The 20,784-nt window shown below is 70.9% G+C and carries 17 protein-coding genes; 5 read left to right on the forward strand and 12 right to left on the reverse strand.

Annotated elements, in window-relative coordinates; translation table 11 throughout:
• Nucleotides 1-11: 11 nt before the first annotated feature.
• The 12 genes from VFZ70_05230 to VFZ70_05285 form a co-directional block, all read right to left on the reverse strand.
• Nucleotides 12-665 (reverse strand): carbon monoxide dehydrogenase subunit G, encoded by a 654-nt coding sequence (locus tag VFZ70_05230; protein ID HEX6255195.1) that lies wholly within the window; start codon nt 663-665, stop codon nt 12-14.
• Nucleotides 662-3,103, reverse strand: a complete 2,442-nt coding sequence (cutA, locus tag VFZ70_05235; protein HEX6255196.1) for an aerobic carbon-monoxide dehydrogenase large subunit — start codon at nt 3,101-3,103, stop codon at nt 662-664. The genes VFZ70_05230 and cutA overlap by 4 nt, the downstream gene beginning before the upstream one ends.
• Nucleotides 3,100-3,837, reverse strand: a complete 738-nt coding sequence (locus VFZ70_05240; protein ID HEX6255197.1) for a (2Fe-2S)-binding protein — start codon at nt 3,835-3,837, stop codon at nt 3,100-3,102. Before VFZ70_05240 ends, cutA begins: the two co-directional genes overlap by 4 nt.
• Nucleotides 3,830-4,738 (reverse strand): xanthine dehydrogenase family protein subunit M, encoded by a 909-nt coding sequence (locus VFZ70_05245; protein ID HEX6255198.1) that lies wholly within the window; start codon nt 4,736-4,738, stop codon nt 3,830-3,832. The genes VFZ70_05240 and VFZ70_05245 overlap by 8 nt, the downstream gene beginning before the upstream one ends.
• 1 nt (nt 4,739) lies before the next feature.
• A complete protein-coding gene (locus VFZ70_05250) occupies nt 4,740-6,188 on the reverse strand; it encodes a DUF1116 domain-containing protein (protein HEX6255199.1) in 1,449 nt (482 codons plus the stop codon).
• Nucleotides 6,185-7,696, reverse strand: coding sequence for a hypothetical protein (locus VFZ70_05255; GenBank protein HEX6255200.1), 1,512 nt, complete (start codon nt 7,694-7,696; stop codon nt 6,185-6,187). Before VFZ70_05255 ends, VFZ70_05250 begins: the two co-directional genes overlap by 4 nt.
• A complete protein-coding gene (locus VFZ70_05260) occupies nt 7,693-8,553 on the reverse strand; it encodes a DUF2877 domain-containing protein (GenBank protein ID HEX6255201.1) in 861 nt (286 codons plus the stop codon). Before VFZ70_05260 ends, VFZ70_05255 begins: the two co-directional genes overlap by 4 nt.
• Nucleotides 8,550-9,536 (reverse strand): carbamate kinase, encoded by a 987-nt coding sequence (locus VFZ70_05265; GenBank protein HEX6255202.1) that lies wholly within the window; start codon nt 9,534-9,536, stop codon nt 8,550-8,552. Before VFZ70_05265 ends, VFZ70_05260 begins: the two co-directional genes overlap by 4 nt.
• Complete coding sequence (locus VFZ70_05270; GenBank protein ID HEX6255203.1) at nt 9,533-11,011, reverse strand: solute carrier family 23 protein; 1,479 nt, start codon at nt 11,009-11,011, stop codon at nt 9,533-9,535. The genes VFZ70_05265 and VFZ70_05270 overlap by 4 nt, the downstream gene beginning before the upstream one ends.
• A 23-nt stretch (nt 11,012-11,034) precedes the next feature.
• On the reverse strand, nt 11,035-12,345 hold the full coding sequence (locus tag VFZ70_05275) for an amidohydrolase family protein (protein ID HEX6255204.1): 1,311 nt from the start codon (nt 12,343-12,345) through the stop codon (nt 11,035-11,037).
• A 97-nt stretch (nt 12,346-12,442) separates the two neighbouring features.
• On the reverse strand, nt 12,443-13,537 hold the full coding sequence (locus VFZ70_05280; protein ID HEX6255205.1) for a ring-opening amidohydrolase: 1,095 nt from the start codon (nt 13,535-13,537) through the stop codon (nt 12,443-12,445).
• A gap of 305 nt (nt 13,538-13,842) precedes the next feature.
• On the reverse strand, nt 13,843-15,141 hold the full coding sequence (locus VFZ70_05285) for a Xaa-Pro peptidase family protein (GenBank protein ID HEX6255206.1): 1,299 nt from the start codon (nt 15,139-15,141) through the stop codon (nt 13,843-13,845).
• Between the two features lie 428 nt (nt 15,142-15,569).
• On the opposite strand from VFZ70_05285, the gene VFZ70_05290 reads away from it, so the two are divergent.
• The 5 genes from VFZ70_05290 (at nt 15,570) to VFZ70_05310 (ending at nt 20,783) form a co-directional block, all read left to right on the forward strand.
• A complete protein-coding gene (locus tag VFZ70_05290) occupies nt 15,570-15,956 on the forward strand; it encodes a LysR family transcriptional regulator (GenBank protein HEX6255207.1) in 387 nt (128 codons plus the stop codon).
• 223 nt (nt 15,957-16,179) lie between these two features.
• Nucleotides 16,180-16,959, forward strand: coding sequence for an ABC transporter ATP-binding protein (locus tag VFZ70_05295; GenBank protein HEX6255208.1), 780 nt, complete (start codon nt 16,180-16,182; stop codon nt 16,957-16,959).
• 64 nt (nt 16,960-17,023) lie between these two features.
• Nucleotides 17,024-17,932 carry an ABC transporter ATP-binding protein gene (locus VFZ70_05300; protein ID HEX6255209.1) on the forward strand — a complete coding sequence of 303 codons (909 nt, stop codon included), beginning with the start codon at nt 17,024-17,026 and terminating at the stop codon, nt 17,930-17,932.
• On the forward strand, nt 17,929-19,893 hold the full coding sequence (locus VFZ70_05305; GenBank protein ID HEX6255210.1) for an AMP-binding protein: 1,965 nt from the start codon (nt 17,929-17,931) through the stop codon (nt 19,891-19,893). The genes VFZ70_05300 and VFZ70_05305 overlap by 4 nt, the downstream gene beginning before the upstream one ends.
• The gene (locus tag VFZ70_05310) at nt 19,890-20,783 is read left to right on the forward strand and encodes a branched-chain amino acid ABC transporter permease (GenBank protein HEX6255211.1); all 894 of its coding nucleotides are present in this window, start codon (nt 19,890-19,892) and stop codon (nt 20,781-20,783) included. The genes VFZ70_05305 and VFZ70_05310 overlap by 4 nt, the downstream gene beginning before the upstream one ends.
• Nucleotide 20,784 lies beyond the last annotated feature (1 nt).

Below are 20,784 nucleotides of genomic sequence, written 5' to 3' on the forward strand. Positions count from 1 at the left end.
GCCAGATGCGTCTAGGTCCGGCGCCGCTGACCGACCGCGACACCGGCCAGCGCGATCGCCGCGCCGACCAGGGCGGCGGAGAGCAACTGGGCGAGCATGCTGATCGGTCGTGGCGGCTCCGGCGGCCGGTAGTGGACCACGCCGTCGCGCGGTCCGGGCCGTGTGGGGGCCCCGGTGGCCGGCTCCCGGTCCTCGGCATCGGGCGTGACGCCGACCGCCGGTTCACCACGGTCGGCCAGGTGGCCGTCGACGGCGTCGAAGAAGCTCTTCGCGTTGCGTTTGGCGACCCCGACGACGACGCGCTGACCCACGCCGGCGATCGGGCCGCCGATGACGGCGTGGGCGTCGTAGTCGACGCGGGTCGCGTCGCCGTCCTCGACGAGCGTCACGACCGCGGTCGCGTCGATGGTGCCGGGCCCGCCACTGCCGGTCGCGCGCAGGGTGTACGAGTTGGGCGGGTCCTGGTCGGTGAGCTGCACCTCGCCGTCGTAGATCCCCTTGATCGACGCGATGCCGGCGTGCACCCGTGCCGTGTAGGTGTCGTCCCCCGCCTCGGCCAGCTCCTGGCAGCCGGGAATGGTCCGCACGAGCACGGCGGGGTCCTGCAGCGCGTCCCAGACCCGCTGCCTCGGCGCGTGCACGACGTGGCTGCCGTTGACCTTCATGCTCGATGAACCTCCTCGAGGTGGGCGATGTTGCTGCCGAGCGCGCCGACCGGCGCGAGCACCGCCTCCCCGTCGGTGTCGAGCAGTCGGAACAGTTCGTCGGGTGACAACGGCATCCGTCTGACGGGCAGCCCGGTCGCGTCCTCGATCGCCGCGGCGATGGCCGCCGCACCCGGGATCACACCGGCCTCGCCGGCGCCCTTGATGCCCAGCGGGTTCAACGGCGACGGGGTCTGCAGGTGGTCGGTGCGCACGGGCGGCACCTCGCTGGCATACGGCATCAGGAAGTCCATGAACGACGCGTTGAGCAGTTGCCCGTGCTCGTCGTACGCCATCCGCTCGTACAGCGCTCCGCCGATCCCCTGCGCCACACCCCCGTGGATCTGCCCCTCGACGATCCGTGGGTTGATGAGGTTGCCGCAGTCGTGCACCACCGCGTAGTCGAGCACGGACACGTCGGCCGTCTCGGGGTCGACCTCGACGATCACCGCGTGCATGCCGTTGGCGAACGTCGACCGCGGTGGCGAGTAGTACGCCTTCGCCTCGAGACCGGGTTCCTCCCCGTCGCGGACCGGCGGATCGTCCGGATCGGCGGGCAGCGAGAACTGGGTCGCCGCCTGCGCCGCCTTGCTGAAGGAGTAGCGCAACGGGTTCGACAGCACCGCCACCTGGTTGAGTGGGATCCGCTCCTCCGGACTGCCCTTGACCCGGACGACGCCGTCGACGATCTCGAGATCCTCGGGGTTGGCCTCCAGTGCCCTGCCTGCGACGAGGCGGGCCTTCTCGGCGACCGCCCGCGCGGCCAACGCGATCGCGTTGCCGCTCATGACCGCCGCCCGTGACGCGAACGTGCCGACGGCGTACCCGAAGCGACGCGTGTCGCCGGTCGTGATGTGCACCTGTTCGAGCGGTACGCCCAGCTCGGTCGCCACGATCTGCGCGAACGCGGTCTCGTGGCCCTGCCCCTGCGTCGTCAGCCCGGTCGACACCATGACGCGACCGCTGGTCTCGACATGGACGTGTGCGCCCTCGTACGGCCCCACCCCCGTCCCCTCGACGTAGCAGGCCATCCCGATGCCGATGCGTCGCCCCCGCTCGGCGGCGTCACGGCGACGCTCGGCGAAGCCGTCCCAGCCGATCAGGTCCTTCAGCCTGCGCAGCACAGCGGGGTAGTCACCGGAGTCGTAGATCGCCGGCCGCCCGTCCTGGAAGATGAGCCCGAGGTCGTAGGGGAACTCGTCGGGCTGGATGAGGTTGACGGCACGCACCGCGGTCCGGTCCAACCCCAGCTCCCTCGCGATCGCGTCGATGGTGCGTTCCATCGAGTAGACGGCCTGCGGCCTGCCGGCGCCACGGTACGGCGTGACGATCACCGTGTTGGTGTACAGGCTCGAGAACTCGACCCGGTAGTTGGGCAACCGGTACGGCCCGGGCAGCTGCGTCGACGTGATGATCGGGACGATCACGCCGTACGGCGTGTACGCGCCGTTGTCGTGGAGGAACCGCACGTCGAGCGCGAGCACCCGGCCACCGTCGTCGTAGCCGACGGTGACCTCGTGGACCTGGCCGCGCTCGTGCGCGCTCGAGACGAAGTGCTCGCGGCGGTCCTCGGTCCACTTCACCTCGTGGCCGAGCGTCATCGCCGCCCATGGGACCAGCAGTTCCTCGGGCCACGGGTGCATGATCTTGACGCCGAACCCACCGCCCACGTCGGGCGCGATGACCTCGACGTGGACATCGGCCAGATCGAACACCGCCGCGATCACGGCTCGTACGCTGGTCGACGTCTGGGTCGACGAGTAGACGCGCAGGCGGCCGTCGTCGGGGTCCCACCGGGCATACACGCCGCGGCCCTCCAGCGGCGTGCTGGCGCTGCGCTCGATCTCCCAACGCAGCTCCAGGCGGTGCGGGGCTTCCGCGAGCGCCGCGTCGACGTCGCCGACCTCCTGCACGAGGTGGGCCGCGACGTTGTCGTCAACGCCGTCGTGCACCACCTCGTCGGCCGCGGCGGCGGCTTCGACGCCCACGACGGCCGGGAGGGGCTCGTAGGTCACGACCACCCGCTCGGCGATGTCCTCCGCGACGTAGCGGTCGGTGGCGACCACCATCGCCACGGGCTCGCCGACGTGGCGGACCACCTCCGGCGCCAGGGCGTACCCGGTCCGCGGCGCGGTGAGGCAGGGGTGCGGGATCAGCAGCGGTAGCGGGTCCGCCAGCCGGCCCGGTAGGTCCTCGTGCGTGTAGATCGCGATCAGGCCGTCGAGGTCCAGGGCATCGGTCACGTCGATGTCGGTGATCCGCGCGTGCGCATGGGGGCTGCGCACGAACGCGGCGGCGTACGCGTCGTGACCGAGGTCGTCGAGGTACCGACCGTCGCCCCGGAGCAGGCGCGGATCCTCGCGACGGGCGATCGCCTCGCCGAACTGCTGCGTCGTCACGACCCGTCCCCCTCGTCCTCGTCGCGGTTCGTGTCGCCGGCGTCGTCATGGTCGCCGGGGACGGCATCGCCGGCCGGTGCGTACGGTGCCGTCGCGACCGCCTCCGGCGGCGGATGGTGCGAGGCCACCTCGCCGGCGTCGGCGCGAGGAACGGCGTCGGCGTCCGCGCCGACCGGCTCGTCCGCGCGCAGGAGCTCGGCGGCACGCTCGACCGCGGCGACGATGTTGGCGTAGCCGGTGCAGCGGCACAGGTTTCCGGAGATGCCTTCGACGATCTCGTCGCGGTCGGGATCCGGGTTGCCGGCCAGCAACCCGGCGACCGACATGAGGAAGCCGGGCGTGCAGAACCCGCACTGCAGCCCGTGACACTCCTGGAACGCCCGCTGGATCGGATGGAGCTGATCGTCACGGTCGTCATCCGCCCCGGCGCCGGCATGCCGGCGCCCGGGCGAGAGCCCCTCGACGGTCGTGATCTCGTGGCCCTCCGCACTGACCGTGAACATCAGACAGCTGCGCACCGGCGCACCGTCGAGGAGCACGGTGCAGCAGCCGCAGACGCCGTGCTCGCATCCGACGTGGGTGCCGGTCAGCCGCAGGTCGTGGCGCAGCGCGTCGCTCAGCAGCCGCCGCGCCGGAACGTCCACCGTGTGGGTCGTGCCGTTGACGCGCAGGGTGACCTGGATGGTCTGACCGCGGTACGCGCCGCCGTGGCGTGCTGACGTCTGGTCAGACATCGGTGACCTCCGCATCCGATGACAACGCTGTCCGTGCTCTGGCGTGCGCCGTCGCCCGCCGCAGCGCGCGTTGGGTCAGGACCCGCGTCAGATGCCGACGGTAGGCCACCGTGGCGTGCAGATCCGCCTCCGGCCGGCTCGCGTCGTCGACGAGCTCCGCGGCCGCGGCGAACGCGGTGTCGTCGGGAGCGGAGCCAACGACGGCATCGGTGCAGTCGACGACCAGCGGCGTGGGATGCACGCTGATGGCCCCGACCCGTGCGGTCGACACGGCACCGTCACGATCGAGCGTGACGGTCGCCCCGACGCCGCACAGCGCATAGTCGCCGTGACGGCGTGCGATCTCCACGAACGCGCTCCCGCCGGCGTCGGGCTGACGCGGGAATCGGACGGACTCGACCATGTCGCCCGGCTCCAGACTGCTCTCGAGCGGGGCCACGAAGAAGTCCGCGGGCGAGACGTCGCGCGGTTCACTGCCGTGCCGGACGATCCGCACCGTGCCGCCGAGCACTGCGAGCACGGCCGTCATCTCGCCCGCGGGATCGGCGTGCGCGATGCTGCCGCAGGTCGTGCCGCGGTTGCGGATGACCGGGTGGGCGACGAGCCGGAGCGCCTGACGCAGCAACGGGGCGGCGCGGTCGGCGGCCTCGTGGCGTTCGAGCGCCGCGTGCCGTACGGCAGCGCCCACCGTGACGGCGTCTTCGTCGACGTCGATGTGGTCCAGCGCGGCAATGCGGTTGATGTCGACCAGGTTGGCCGGCGCGGCCAGGCGCATGTTCAGGAGCGGGATCAGGCTCTGTCCGCCGGCGAGGACCTTGGCCTCGTCACCGAGGTCGTGCAGGGTCGCCAGCGCTTCGTCTACGGTCGTCGGCGCGTGGTAGGCGAACGGTGGGGGCTTCACGTCATGCGACCTCTCGCTCCGCTGCTGGCGGCGGCTCCTCGGCCCGCTCGGCGAGCGCCTCGACGGCGGCCACGAAGCACGCCATCGGTGGCTCGACCAACCCGGCACCGACCTGACCGGTACCGGCCTCGCGACCCGCCATGCCGGTGTTGACCGCGGGCACGACGCCGGTGCGGACGACCCGCGTGGCATCGATGCCCACCGGGGTACCGCGGAACCCGAGGATCGGGATCTGGTACGCCGTGTGCTCGGCCAGCGCGATCTCATACATCGCCAGTGTGAACGCCAGGGCGTCGGTGACGTCGCCACCGACGAACCGCACGATGGCCGGTGCCGCGGCCATCGCGAACCCGCCGATGCCGGCGGTCTCGGTGATGGTCGAGTCGCCGATGTCCGGGTTGGCGTCCTGTGGGCCGTAGCCCGAGAGGAACAGCCCGTCGGGCACACCGGCGGGGCCTGTGAACCACGCGTCTCCCGTGCCCGAGCACTGCACCCCGAACTCCGTCCCGTTGCGAGCCATGGCCACGACCATGCTCGAGCCCGCGATGTCGCGTGCCGCGTCGGCGGCGCACTTGGCGGCGGGCATGACCAGGTTGAGGAAGAAGTGGTCGTTGCCGTTGATGAACCGCAGGACCTGCGCGATGTCGACGGCCGGGGCATCGACCTCGACCAGGTCGCCCGCGATCTCGCGGAGGAACAACGACGAGCCGGCGCGGTTGCGGTTGTGCCCCTCGTCACCCATCTGCAGCGCCTGCACGATCAGCGCCCGGATGTCGATCGGTCCGTGCGCCCGCAGCGCCGCGCGGGTCAGCGGCGCCAACGTGTGCTCCATCCACCGGAGCCGCTCGATGACCTCCTGGCCGAACGCGCCGTAGCGCAGCACCTTGCCGAGCCCCTCGTTCTGCGTGCAGTGCGCAGTCACGCCGTGCTCGTCATCGTGGAGCACGTACATCGGCATCGACGGGCTTACGACGCCGGCCATCGGTCCGACCGCGCCGTGCTCGTGGCACGGCGCCAGGTTGACCTCGCCCCGCTCGGCCATGGCGATCGCGGCGCCGGGATCGTCGGCCCATCCCTCGTACAGCAGCGCGCCGATGATCGCGCCCCGCAGGGGTCCCGACGCGTCCGCCCACGCGATGGGCGGCCCGGCGTGCAGCAGCGTGCGGTCGCCGAGGCCGTCGATGGCGTCGCGCGCGGTCACGACGTCGACCAGGTGTGGCCGCGCGGCCTGCAGGCGCGCCACGCCCCGTGCGTTGGCGTCGTCGAGCCGGGGGTCGCCGGCCACGCGTGCCAACGCGTCGCCCGCCCCGGCCGGCGGGCGCCATTCGGTGCGCACGGCAGTGGCGCCCTGCGCGTCGAGCGCGTCGGCGAACATCCCGACACCGGCGGTCACGACCCTGGGTTCGTCCGCCAGCAACGCGGCCAGCGGCGTGTCCGACGCGCCGTTCATGCGGAGCCCTCCACAGCGGAGACGAGCCGCACGGCTTCGCGGGCGGCCTCGGCGTTCGACAGGCACACGATCGCTCCGGCGTCCGTCAACGCCTTGGCCTGGCGGTCCAGCCCCTGCGGGTCGTCACCGGTCCCACAGAGCGACACGACGACGGCCAGGCGGTCGCCGCGGTCGTCGGCCGTCCGCCGTGCGGCGGCGAGGGCCGGCGCGAGCGCGCCGGCCGGGTCGGCGTCGGCGCCGTGCCCGAGCACGACATCGAGCAGCAGTGTGTGGCTGCCGGGGCGTTGCGCCGTGCGTTCCATCCGGGCGATGCGCAGACCGTGGTCGATCATGGGATGCGGACGGCCCCGTGTCATGTCGTCCTCGCCGAGGTCGATCATCACGTGGCCGTCCGCGTCGTCGCCGTCGGGCAGCGCCCAGTCGGGCTCCAGCGGGATGTTCGACCGGACCGGTCCGAGCGCCTCGGCGGCGATCACCATGGCCTCGTCGCACAGCGTGCCGCCACTGAACAGGCCGCGCACATCACCGTGCGCGGGTGCGGGCGGGTCCGCCGGATCCCAGCGCAGGTGCGCGTCGACCGCGTGGCCGGCGTACGCTGCGACCTCGTCGGCGACCGCGGTCAGGTCCCGCTCGCCCCGCCCGACGAAGCCGAGCACGACATGCGTGGCGCAGGCCGCGGCCGCCTCGCGCACCCTGGCGGCCACCTGTGGGTCCGGCGGTTTGGACACGATGACGATGAGCTCGGTACGGGGGTCGGCGTCCAGCGCCCTGAGCGCCGTGAGCGTGGAGGCACCGCCGATCTGCGCCGACAGGTCGCGTCCACCGACACCCAGCACGTGGCGGAGGCCGACGCCCGCCGCGTCGAGCAGGCAGCACACCTGTTGGGCGCCGGTGCCCGACGCGGCGACCATGCCGACCGGCCCCGGACGGACGACGTTGGCGAACCCGAGACCGACGCCACCGACGATCGCGGTGCCGCAGTCGGGTCCCATCACCAGCAGACCGCGTCGATCGCCTTCGGCCTTGAGGGCGATCTCCTGCGCGACGGGCACGTTGTCGCTGAACAGCATGACGTGCAGCCCGGCGCGCAGCGCATCCATCGCCTCGACGTACGCGTGCTCCCCCGGCACGGAGATCAGCGCGAGGTCCAGATCGGTGGACCGCGCGGCTCCACCGACGGTGCGCGGGGGCGGCGCGCTGAAGTCACCGCCCACGCTGGACGTCGATGTAGCCGCGAGCGCGGCATCGATCTGCGCGCGCGCCGCGGCTACCGTCGCGTCGTCGGCGGCGCGCACCGCGACGACGAGATCGTTGGGCGTCGCGTCGTCGATGTGCTGGCCGAACCCGAGATCGGCCAGGATCCCGAGGTTCAGCTCGGTTGCCATCGCGACGACCGCCTCGTCGACGCCATCGATCGCGGTGATGTCCCGCGAGACCTGCAGCAGCGTCACCGAGTCGTGGTAGACGCCGTGCCGGAGCTCGAGGTGGGTCGTGCTCGCGGCGCTCATCCTTCGATCCTCTCCGATGTGAGCACGTCGACGGCGATGGTGATGCCTGCCAGCAGATCCTGCCCGGATGTGTGACCGATCCTCGTCAGCGCTGTCACGGCGCCGTCGAGCCGACCCTGCCCGGCCAGGGCCCGGAGCACCCGTCCGGCCGCGCCGACCACCGCGGCGTCGTCGGCGCACCGCAGCAGCGTCGATGACAGCGCGGTGGTGTGGTGCGCGTGACGGCGGCTGTGCCGTGCGAGCGCATCGGCCACAGGTGCCGTCGCGCCGGTGCCGAGCACGCGCAACGCCGCCAGTGCCCCGGCCACCACGTCGTCGCCGGCGGGCGTGGATCCAGCGCCGCGGCCGATCAGCTCGGCGACGGCCGGTCCGAGCGCCGACAGATCGTGGCGCATCGCGGCGGCCGCCAACCGCCGCACGCCGGCGCGCACCCCGAACGCGTCGTCGCCTGGGACGCCAGTTGAGGGGAGCGACGCACGGCGGCGGCGCAACTGGTCACGACCGACCGGCCCCACGCGGGGCGTCGGATCCCACCACCGGCGGACGACCAGCGTTCGGCCGCCGACGCGCAGCCCACTGTTGCCGACGTCGCCGCGCCGGCCGATGGGCACGTCTGCCAACCCACCGGCGCCGGCGCCGACGGTCAACGAATTCGGCAACCGGACACCGCCATGGGCCTCGACGGCGATGACCGTGCCGTCGTCGCACCGCACGTACCAGGCCGGCCCGCTGGTGCCGACGAGCTGCACGTTCCTGGCGGGACCGACGAGAAGCGGTCGCAGCCAGCGGCTGGCAGCCGCAGCGTCCGCCCCGGCCGTCGGGTCGGGTGGTCGGCCGAGGGTGGTCACCTCGGTCATGACCCACCGTCGGGCACGATCAGCGTGCCCGCATCACCGCGGACGACACCGCCGACATCGTCGAGCGGTCCGATGGCGGCGGGCATGTGCGCGCGCTCCACGAAGGACAGCACGGCAGCGACCTTGGGACCCATCGAGCCGGGCGCGAACTGTCCGTCCTCGGCGTACGCTCGCAGCTCGCCGGCGGTCACCTTCGCCAGCCACCGCTCCCCCGGCGTGCCGAAGTCGATCGCGACGCCGTCCACGTCGGTGAGGATGACGAAGCCGGTCGCGTGCAGCTGTCGTGCGAGCAGCGCGCCCGCGAGGTCCTTGTCGACCACGGCCTCCACCCCGACGAGCAGGCCGTCGTCGGTCCGCACCATCGGGATGCCGCCACCGCCGTTGGCCACGACGACGGCGCCCGCGTCCAGGAGGAGGTTGATCGTCACCGACTCCAGTAGGCGCACCGGTCGGGGCGACGGTACGACCCGCCGCCAGCCCCGGGCACCGAGATCGATGAAGTGCTGCCCTTCCTCACGTTGGCGGCGCTCGACCTCGGCCCGATCGGTGATGTGCGGGCCGATCGGCTTGGTCGGATCCGACCATGCCGGATCGTCGGCGGACACCTCGATCCTCGAGATCACCGGGACGACGGTCGACAGGTCCCCGTGCGCCTCCAGTGCATGCTCGAGCGCGGTGATCATCTGATAGCCGATCGTGGCCTGGGTCTGCGCGACGCACCAGTCCAAAGGCATCGGCGGCACCACGTCCTTGGCGATCTCGTTCTTGCGCAGCAGGTTGCCGACCTGAGGGCCGTTGCCGTGCGTGATCACGATCTCGCGGCCATCGACGATCAGTTCAGCCAGCAGCGTCATCGCTCTGCGGATGTTGCGGGTCTGCTCCTCGGCCGTCCCGCCCGTGCCGGCGGGCGCGATCGCGTTCCCGCCCAGCGCGACCACGGTGCGCCTGCGGTCCGACGATGCGGCGGACCGGCTGTGGGTCACGCGGGCGTCCCGTCGTCCGTCATCGGATCACGGTCGGCCACGACGCCGCGCTCCGCGTCGGTCCCCGGGATCAGGTTGTCGAGCAACAGCCCGAGGATCGCGCCGACCGCGATCCCACTGCCGAAGATGCTGCGCGCGAGGTTCGTCGTCCACTCGGCCCCGAGGAACGTCCAGTCATCGGGCAGCTGGTTCATGAAGTCCGGTACGACGAGCCCCATGAACAGGATGAACCCGGCGATCAGCAGGTTGCGCTGTGACGTCATGTCGGCACGCATCAGGTTCGTCAGTCCGACCGCGGCGATCAGCCCGAACAGCGCGAGGTAGACGCCGCCGACCACCGGTGTCGGGATGGTCGCGATGATCGCGCCGAACTTCGTGACGAACCCGAGGAGGATCAGCGCCCCGGCACCCAGCAGCACCACGTAGCGGCTGGCGACGCGGGTCAACCCGATCAGGCCGATGTTCTCCGTGTACGACGTGGACGCGAACCCGCCGAGCAGACCCGTGACGAAGCAACCCAGCCCCTCGCTGCCGATGCCGCGGTTGATCTGGCCACGGGTCGGCTCACCCAGCCCGGAGACACGCGCCACCGCGTGGTAGTCGCCGAACGACTCGATCATCGACGCCAGGTAGGCCGCGAGGACGGCGATGGCGAAGCCCAGATCGAACGACGGCGCACCCCACGGGAACAGCAGACTCTGCGCACCGACGACGTTGCGCACCCAAGGTGCGTCCGAGAAGGCCTGTCCGATGCGGTTGAAGCTCACGAACGCCCGGTTGCCCTCGGTGATCAGGCCGGCCTCCGACAGGATCAACGCCACGATGTACGTGCACAACACCGCGAGCAGTATCGAGAACACCGACACCAACTGCGACCGCCGTGACACGACGAGGGCGAACACGAAGATGAAGCTGACGGTGAGCAGCGCGATCCACCAGTTGCCGGCGAGCACGACCTCCCCGTCATCACCGGTGATCGTGTTGATCTGCAGCGTCGCGGCGTTGAACAGCGACAGCCCGATCAGCGCGATCACGGGGCCGATCACGATCGGTGTGATGTAGCGGCGGATCAGCCCGAACACCCCGCTGAACCCGATGACGGTCTCGACGACCGCGCCGATCAGGATCGCGCCGCCGATGAACGCCATCGCGTCGACGCCCTCGCGGGCGCCGATGATCGCGAAGAAGGGCCCGAGGAACGCGAACGACACGCCCTGCACGATCGGCAGCCGTGAGCCGATCGTCACCTGCAGGATCGTTGCGATGCCCGACGCGATGAACACCGAGCTGATGAGGATGGCGATCTGGGTGGTGTCCATGCCCATCGCGGGCCCCAGCAGCAGCGGCACGGCGATCGTGGCACCGAACATGGTCAGCACGTGCTGCAGACCGAGCCCGAGCGCCTTGGGAAACGGCGTCGGGACGTCGTCGACCCCGTAGTTCAGATCCAGCTGTCCGGCTGGCGTCGTTGCCATGGCTTTCCTCCTCCTCGAGGCGTTCAGTGTGCGTGAGGGTCTTGGGCCGTCGTGGGGTTCGGGTCTCCCACCGGGCTCGTCTCCCCAGCGGCGGGGATCGACGTCGTGACCCGCCGGGACGCGGCGACGACGTGTCCGGCGCGCAGCACGTGGCGCGGCCGCTCGTGTCGGCGGAGCACCTCGTGGGCGTCGTTGCCGTCGAGCACCACGAGGTCGGCGGACCCGCCGACCTCCGGGACGTGGCCGTCCAGACGCAGGACGCGGGCCGGATGCGACGTGATCATGTCGAGCAGGCGCTCCATGTCGCGCGGGGCGGTCATGTCCAGCGCGTGGGCGGCGAGCAGCGCGACCTCGAGCAGGTCGTGCCGGCCGAACGGGTAGTAGGCGTCGGCGACGTCGTCCTGTCCGAGCGCGACCGGCAGGCCCGCGTCGAGCATTGACGTGACGGGCAGCGCGAGCGGGGCAGTGTGCGGGTTGGTCACGAAGCCCATGCCCGCGCGCACGGCGAGGCGCAGCATGCGCTCGAGGCGCGGCCGAGGCCAGATGCCCAGGGCCCGCGCGTGGCATGCCGTGACGCGGCCGACCAGACCCCGGTCGAGCGCCGCCTCGGCCAGCATCGCAGTCGTTCGCAGCCCCGGATCGCCGGCATCGTCCGTCAGCATCGCGACGTCCCGGTCATGGCGGACGGCGATGTCGAGCATCGCGTCGATGTGTGCGCGGGCCTCGGCGTCGGTGTCCTCGATCCACGGGATGCCGCCGACCAGATCGGCGCCGAGCCGGACGGCCTCCTCGACCACCTCGGCCGCGCCGTCGTCACGTACGACACCGTCCTGCGGGAAGGCCACGACCTGGATGTCGATCACCCCGTGCAGCTCGTCGCGCAGCGCGAGCAGTGGACGGATGCCACGCAGCCCTGCCCTGGTGTCGGTGTCAGCGAAGGCGCGGACGTGGGTGACGCCGCACCGCAGGCCCTCGTGCAGCACGCCGCGCGCGCACGCCGCGATCGTGGACTCGTCGTAGTGGTCCTTGACCGCCGACGCGAGCTCGATGGCACTGCCCGCGGCGCCCATGCCACCGCCCGCGTAGGCCGCGCGCGCCGCCGGCGCGAGGCGCCAGGTGTGCACCTTGTCCAGGTGCAGGTGGGCGTCGACGAACGACGGCACGACCAGGTCACCGGCGGCGTCGATCACGTCCCGACCGTCAAGCGTCTCCGAGGCGCTGATCGCGGTGATGCGCCCGTCAGTGATCCCGATGTCGCGCACGTCGCACCGCAGCGGCTCGCCGGCGCCGCGGCGCAGCCGGGCGTCGCGGATGACCAGGTCGTGGCCGGTCACGGCGACGCCCCAACCTGCCGGGGCGACGTGACACTCGCCCCGTTCGCAGGCAGCAGCGACGGTGATCCGGTCGCCTGTCGCCATCCCATGCGAGCGGTCAGTCGACGCGCACGATCGCCGCCACCGGTCCGCCGCCGGGTGGGCCTTGGTGCTGGGCGCCGACAGAGACGAATACGGCGGGATCGCCGACCGCGGCCGCGGTCACGCCACCGACGGCGCCCTTGGCGTGTCGGTGCCAGTGCACGTCCGAGTCGTCGAGCATGATCTGGCGCCGACCGCGCAGCTGTGCGTCGGGGTCGGCCTCGCACTTGAGGAAGACATTGATCAGACGGTCGCCGAGATCCGATGGGTGGGGACGCTCCGGAAGGTCCATCCCGGCGGAGCGGATCGCGTCGTAGATGCCGTCGAAGTCCAGCGCGTCGTCCATCACGCCGTGGCCGATGCGCAGATCGCCGCCGGCACCCGGGGCATTGCCGACCAGCACGATCTGGGCGCGATCCAGCTCGACGCCGGACGAGCACGACGCGACCGACGAGTACAGGTCCAGGTCATGGCCGATGGCGTCCGCCCCGGGCATCTCGATCTCACCGAGGCCGACCGCGATGCCCAGCCCTGTCGTGCCGTTGGACATGTCCATCGACTGGTGGATGTCCTCGCTGAACACCGTCTCGCCGCGCGACTTGGCCTCGTTGATGGTCTCCATCGTCAGCAGCGGCGTCTTCGTCTGGACGTAGTGCACCTCGGCCGGATCGCTGATGCCGGCGATCTCCATCGCCTTGCGCACGCCGTCGGCGACCTTGGAGACCATCGCCGGCCGCCCGATGTCCTCGGGCAGGATGACGTCGCTCATCGCGATGCCGACGGCGAGCCGCTCCTGGTCGGAGGGCCCCGTCTGGTCGTTGCGCGCGAACACCGTCGCGTGCGGCGTGATCACACCGTCACAGCCGCCCGACCAGACCATCGGGATCTGCTCGATCTCCTCCGTCGAGCGGGTTCCGTGCTCGGACAGGACGCTCCGGAACGACCGGTCCGCCAGGATCCTGGTGAAGTCGTTGACACCGCCGTTGCCCTCGGTCTTGCCGATGACCGCGATCACCTCGTCGGCGGCGAAGACCTCGTCCGCGATCAGCTGCGCCATCCCGGAGGCGTCTTGGACGTTGTTGAGCACGACCTTGCGCGCGATCACTGCCATCGGCGAACAGCCCTCCTGTGCGAGACGGATGACACGGCGGAAGGTAACCGATCGCGGGCGGCTCCGACAGGCGTCGTCGCACGGATGTGCGCCACACCGCCGGCCGGGCGGGAGTCGGCGCTCATCGCTCGGCGCCGCCACAGCCGAGCGACTGGCTGTCGGGCCCGCCGCGATCTGCACGAGGCACGCGAGCGCCGTGCGTTCGCCGGAAGACGGCTCGCCGTCCAAGGGCGCCGCGCGGTCGAGGGCACCGATCGTCGCGGAGGCCAATCGTGACGGCCGAGGCCGTCAACGTTCAGGCGCGGTCACCACAGGTCGAGCGGGAAGTGCGTGAGCAACTCCGGCCCGCCCTCGGTCACGAGCACCTGGTTCTCGAGCTTCACGCCCTCGCCGCCCGATCGGGGACCGACGTAGGCCTCGACGGTGAACACCATGCCGGGTTCGACCACGCCGTCGTAGCCCCATGCGTCCCAATCGCTGGGGAAGTAGATCTCGGGATGCTCGTCGCATTGCCCGACGCCGTGGAACAGCACGCTGTAGTGCCGGTAGTCCTCGGCGGGAGGGCTCCACGCCCCGTGGGTCAGCTCGCGGAACGACCGCCCCGGCGTGAGCAGCTCGATGTTGCGGTGGACCTGTTCGAGTGCCAGCGCGTGGACGTCGCGCTGCGCGCCGGAAGGTGGGCCGTCACCGCAGCGCAGGGTGCGCGAGATGTCGACCATCATTCCGTAGGCCCCGACCAGGTCCGTGTCGTAGGCGACGAGATCGCCGTCCTGGATGATCCGGCTGCTGGCCTCCTGCATCCACGGGTTCGTGCGCGGACCCGACGACAGGATTTGCGTCTCGATCCACTCTCCCGCTCGCGCGATGTTGCCGGCGTGCAGCAGCGACCAGACCTCGCGCTCGGTCATGCCCGGACGCAGCGCGGCGCGCATGTCGGCCATGACCGACTCGCAGGCGTGGACGGCACAGCGCATGGCCCGGATCTCGTCGCCGCTCTTGATCCTCCGTGCGCGTTCCATCACCTCCTGGCCGTTGGCGATGACGACACCGGCGTCGAGCAGCATCCGATGGGCGGTGAGGTGGCACTGGTCGATGGCGATCCGCGTTCGCGCCCCCGGTCGATGCCCCGCCACGTCGAGGAGCTCGTCGACCCAGCGACGGGCCTGCTCGGCGTAGCGGGAGCCGGCCTGGAAGTACGTCGACGAGATGGCGGGCCGGACCTCGTCGATCAACGGGTTGTGGCCCGCGAAGAACTCGCAGTTCGCGAACTCCCACAGGATCGTGCGGCCGTCGGCACCGATCCACGCGTAGCGCGCGCCGTTGTGCATCACCCACACCTGCATGTTGGTGGTGTCGGTCGCGTAGCGGATGTTCATCGGGTCCATGACCAGGATCCCGACGAGATCCGACAGGTGGAGCTGCTCGCGTATCCGTTCGAACCGGTACCGGCGCATCCGGGGAAGGTCAGGCAGATCGAGCCCCGCCGCGACCCACTCCGCGGTGAGAGCCGGTCCGGGACCCAGCGTGAGGTGGTGCAGCGGGCCGCCAGCCGCCTCGAAGGCGTCGGCCGCACGCTGCACGCTGGCGCGGATCCTGTCACCCACCCCGTGGTCCTTCGTCCGCCGCCGGGATGCCGCAGGCATTGTGGACCGTGCGCGACCGCCTCGCGAGGGTCAGTCCATGAGCTCGTCGTGGCGGACCCGTGACACCTCGGCTGCGTCGTGCACTCCAGCGTCCGACCGGACGGCTGCCGCGTGCGCTCCTGCGACCGATCACTCCGTCGTCCTCGGTGTGGGCGAAGCGCGGCGTGCCGTGGTCACGATCCGGCACCGATGCGCCACACGTGTGCGCGGAGTAGCGGCCGCGGAAGATCTGCAGATCACCGGGACGCGGGTCGAGCGTGACCACCGGGCCGACCGTCCCCGCAGCACGTCGGCGACCTCGTCGAACGGCTCGTGCTCCGGCGTCCGGAACGGCTGGGCATCGGCCTGACGGTCCCACGCCACGTCGTAGGCGACGACGCGGTGGCCGGGTGTTCGACGTCGTCGTGTCGTCCGGATCGTTGCACGCGGCCGCGCGGAGGCTGCACCTCGGCCAGCCGGCGGTCAGCCACACGACCGCCCAGCTGGAACGCGTGCTGGGAACCGCGCTGTTCGACCGCACGCCGGGCACGCACCTGACGGCCGCCGGCATCGAACTGCGCGATCACGTGCGCCCCACGCTGGCCGCGCTGGATGCTGGCGTCCACGCGGTCCGTCGCACCGCCCGCGGAGCAGGCGTGGTTCACCACGGACTCGACCGCCCCTGCACGACGCCGGTCGAACGACCACGCCGTGGTGGTGCGGGCGGCGCTCGACGGCCCGGGCGTGGCGCCCGGCTGGCAGTACCTCGTCGCTCGTCGATGTCGGTCGGCTCGTGACCGTCGGGGGGTCTGGCGATCCACACACAACGGCCGTTCGTCCTGCTGCACCGCCGGGGACCCGTCTCGTCGTCGACGACCGCCCTACGCGACTGGCTGCTCGCGCGGACGACGAGCCCGTGATCGGCTGAGCGTGACACCGGTGGTACCGCACGCCGGCCACCGATCGGCTGCATCCGCCGGACCCCTACCGCAAGCGCTTACCGCTGTTTACGATGCGAGGATGTTGGCCGTCGAGAACGTGGAGGTCGTCTACGACGATGTCATCCTCGTCCTCCGCGGCGTCAGCATCGAAGTGCCCGAGGGAAGCATCGTCGCGCTGCTGGGATCCAACGGCGCCGGCAAGACGACCCTCCTGCGCGCCATCAGCGGACTGCTCGACATCCACGAGGGCGAGGTCACCAAGGGGACGATCACCCTCGACGGCGAGCCACTAGACCGGCGGCCCGCAGAGGTCGTCCGCGCCGGGGTGACACAGGTGCTGGAGGGGCGGCGGATCTTCGCCGAGTTCACGGTCGAGGAGAACCTGCGCGTCGGCGCCCACACCCAACCCGGCGACCTGGCCGACAACCTCGCCCGCGTGTACGACCTGTTCGAGGTGCTCAAGCAGCGCCGCCGTGCGACGGCCGGCTATCTGTCCGGCGGCGAGCAGCAGATGCTCGCCATGGGCCGCGCCATGATGTCGGCGCCGCGCTACCTGTTGCTCGACGAGCCGAGCCTGGGGCTCGCCCCGCTGCTCGTGCGGCAGATCCGCGATCTGATCAGCGAGATCAACGCGGCGGGCACCACGGTCCTGCTGGTCGAGCAGAACGCGAACATGGCGCTGAGGATCGCCCACCATGGCTACGTGATGGAGAACGGCAAGATCGTCATGGACAGGCCGGCGACCGACCTCCGCGAGGACGACGACGTCCGCGAGTTCTACCTCGGCCTCGGCGAGGAGGGCCACCGGTCGTTCCGTGACGTCAAGCACTACAAGCGCCGCAAGCGGTGGTTGTCGTGAGTGCCTCAAGTGGCGGTAGGCACACGTCCCGTGCCTCAAGCAGCGACCGCGGTAGGCACACATCATGACCTCGGGCAGCGACCGTCTCGACGTCACCCAGCGCCGCACGCTCGCGGCCTCCCTCGGCAGCGATCTGGGCGAGACGGGCGCCGATGAACCGGTCCTCGTCTTCGACGACGTGCACCTGTCGTTCGCCGGGGTCACGGCCATCGACGGCGTCAGCTTCGACGTGCATCCCCGTGAGCTGCTCGCGATCATCGGACCCAACGGTGCGGGCAAGACGTCGATCTTCAACGTGCTCAGCGGCGTGTACCGACCGCAACGGGGTCGCGTCGTGTTTCTCGGCGACGACCTGCTCGGCACCTCACCTCACGTGGTCGCCGCGCGCGGACTGGCACGCACGTTCCAGAACATCGAGCTGTTCGAGAACCTGACGGTCATCGACAACCTGATGCTGGGGCGTCACCACCACGTCCGGTACCGCTGGTGGCAGGCGATCGGCTGGGTGGGCGCGGCCCGGCGCGAGGAGATGGTCCATCGTCGCGTCATCGAGGACATCATCGACTTCCTCGAGATCCCCCAGTACCGCAAGCTGCCCGTGGGCCTGCTGCCGTACGGCATCCAGAAGCGCGTCGAGCTGGGTCGTGCCCTGGCGATGGAACCGCGCCTGCTACTGCTCGACGAGCCGGTGGCGGGCATGAACAACGAGGAGACCGAGGACATGGCCCGGTTCATCCTCGACATCCGCGACGAGCTCGCGATCCCGATGATCCTCGTCGAGCACGACATGGGTGTCGTGATGGACCTGGCCGACCGCGTGCTGGTGGTCGACTTCGGACAACCCATCGCGATCGACCGTCCCGTCGAGATCCAGCGCAACCCGGAGGTCATCCGGGCGTACCTCGGCGAGGACCACGCCGTCGCCGACACCACGGCGGCCGCGCACGAGCCGATGACGGGGAGCGCACCATGACCTCCGCCACCACCGAGACTGCCGCCCCGACGCGGACGACCGCCACGATCGCGAGCCGCGTGCGGGACCGCGCACGCGCCGAACCCGACCGGGTGGCGCTGCGCGAGAAGGAGTTCGGCATCTGGCAGCAGATCACCTGGGGTCAGTACTGGCAGCACGTGCTCGACGTGGCGCACGGCCTGCTGGCGCTCGGCGTCGACGTCGGCGACCGCGTGGCGATCCACTCGGAGAACCGGCCGGAGTGGCTGTACGTCGACGCGGCGACGGTCGCGGTGCGGGCGATGACGATGGGCATGTACCCCACCAACCCCGCGCCGGAGGTGCAGTACCTGCTGGAGAACTCGGGATCGAAGGTGCTGGTCGCCGAGGACCAGGAGCAGCTCGACAAGGCGCTCGCGGTCGCCGACGAGCTGCCGGCGCTCGAACGGATCGTCTACATCGAACCCCGAGGAATCCGCCGCGGGGTGCGGGCGAGCGTCAGCGAGCCGGCGGGCGGGGATCGAGGGGTGCGGGCGAGCGTCAGCGAGCCGGCGGGCGGGGACCTGTACGCCGATCCCCGCCTGCTGTCGTGGAGTGACTTCCTCGCGCTGGGCCGCGAGCACCGCGCCGAGCATCCGGACGCCGTCGATCTGCGGATGGCCGAGGCCGACCCCGACGACATCGCCACCCTGATCTACACGTCGGGCACGACGGGGCCGCCGAAGGGCGCGATGCTGTCGGTCGCCAACGTCGAGTTCGCCATCGCGACACTGGTCGACGGGGGCGGCTTCTACAACCCGCCTCCGCAGCCCGACGACGTAACGCTGTCGTACCTGCCGCTGTGCCACATCGCCGAGCGGATCGCCACGGTGTGGATCAACGCGCAGGCCGGCACGCTCGTGCACTTCGCCGAGTCGATCGAGACCGTCCAGCAGAACCTGCACGAGGTCCAACCGACCCGCTTCTTCGCGGTACCACGCATCTGGGAGAAGATCCACGCCGGTGTCGAGATCCGGATGGCGTCGGCCAGCCGGCTCAAGCGCGCCAACTACCGCCTGTGGAGCCGGGTGGCCGCGCACATCGGCGAGCAGCGCGCGGCCAACGACGGGAGCCACACCGCGACGACGCGCCTGCTGTACGCGCTGGGTCACCCGTTCCTGTTCCGCGCGCTGCGCGACCGCATCGGGATGCGCAAGGTCATCTCCGCCGGCTCGGGTGCGGCACCGATCGCGCCCGAGATCCTCCAGTGGTTCTTCGGGATCGGTGTGCCGATCCTCGAGCTGTACGGGATGACGGAGAACTCGGCCGTCGCGACGGCCACGCGGCCCGGCCGTGTCAAGCTCGGCTGCGTCGGCGAGCCGCACGACGGCATCGAACTGCGCATCGACGACGGGACCGGGGAGATCCTCACGCGGCATCCCGGCGTGTTCGTCGGTTACTGGCGCAATCCCGACGCCACCTCGGCGACGCTCGAGCCCGACGGCTGGCTGCACACCGGCGACGTCGGCGAGTGGGTCGACGGCACCCACGTGCGGATCACCGACCGCATGAAGGACATCATCATCACCTCGGGCGGCAAGAACATCGCCCCGAGCGAGATCGAGAACGCGCTCAAGGCCTCGCCCTACATCAAGGAGGCCGTGGTCATCGGGGATGGCCGCAGGTACCTGACCGCCCTGATCGGCATCGAGCTCGACACGGTCGCCGACTGGGCACAGCGGCGCGGCATGCCGTTCACCACCTACCGCGACCTGTCGGAGAAGCAGGAGACCATCGCGCTGGTGCAGCAGGTCGTCGACCGCGTCAACGAGCGGTTCGCGCGCGTCGAACAGATCAAGCGCTTCGCGATGCTGCCCAAGGAACTCGACCACGAGGACGGTGAGCTGACCGCGACGCAGAAGGTCAAGCGGTCGGCCATCACCGACACGTTCGCCGACCTGGTCGAGCCGATGTACGCCGGGTCGGGCAGGTCGTCGGCGTGACGCGGCTCATCCAGACACTGATCGCCGGGCTGGGGCAGGGTTCGATCTACGCGCTGATCGCCGTTGGGTTCGTGATCATCTACAAGTCGACGCTGGTCATCAGCTTCGCGCAGCCCGCGATGATGATGGTCGGCGCGAGCCTCGTCGTCTTCCTCGCCGTCAGCAGCGGGCTCAACTTCTACCTCGCGGTCGGTCTGGCCATCATCCTGACCGCGCTGGTCGCGCTGATCGTCGAGCGGACCGCACTGCGACCCATGATCGGTGAGCCCCCGTTCGTCGTCGCGATCATCACCATCGGCGTCGACATCATCCTGCGCATCGGGGTCAACCGCTTCCTCGGCCGCAACGTCCGCCCGATCGGTGATCCCTGGGGCCTGCAGACCTTCGACATCGGCGGGATCTTCATCCAGCAGCGCCACGTCGTCATGATCGTCACCACCGCCGTCGTGGTCATCGCCCTGTTCGCGTTCTTCAAGTACAGCCGCATCGGGCTGGCGATGCGCGCGACGGCCTTCGACCAGGAGACGGCGCTGGCGATGGGTGTCTCGGTCGGGCAGGTGTTCGCACTGTCGTGGATGATCGCCGGTGGACTCGCCGCGCTGGCGGGCACGTTCGTCGGCACCGGCGCCGGAATCGACCAGGGAACCTGGGTGATCGCGTTGAAGGCGCTGCCCGCGATCATCCTCGGCGGGCTCGACTCGATCGGTGGCGCGATCATCGGCGGGCTGGTGATCGGCGTCGTCGAGCAGCTGTTCGCCACCTACCAGGGCACCTACGCGCCGTGGCTGGGCCAGAACTTCTCGGTCGTCTCGCCCTACCTCGTGCTGCTGCTCGTCCTGCTGGTCCGACCCTACGGGCTGTTCGGCACGCCCGAGATCGAGCGGGTCTGAC

It is taken from the genome of Euzebyales bacterium (assembly GCA_036374135.1).
Taxonomy (GTDB): Bacteria; Actinomycetota; Nitriliruptoria; order Euzebyales; family JAHELV01; genus JAHELV01.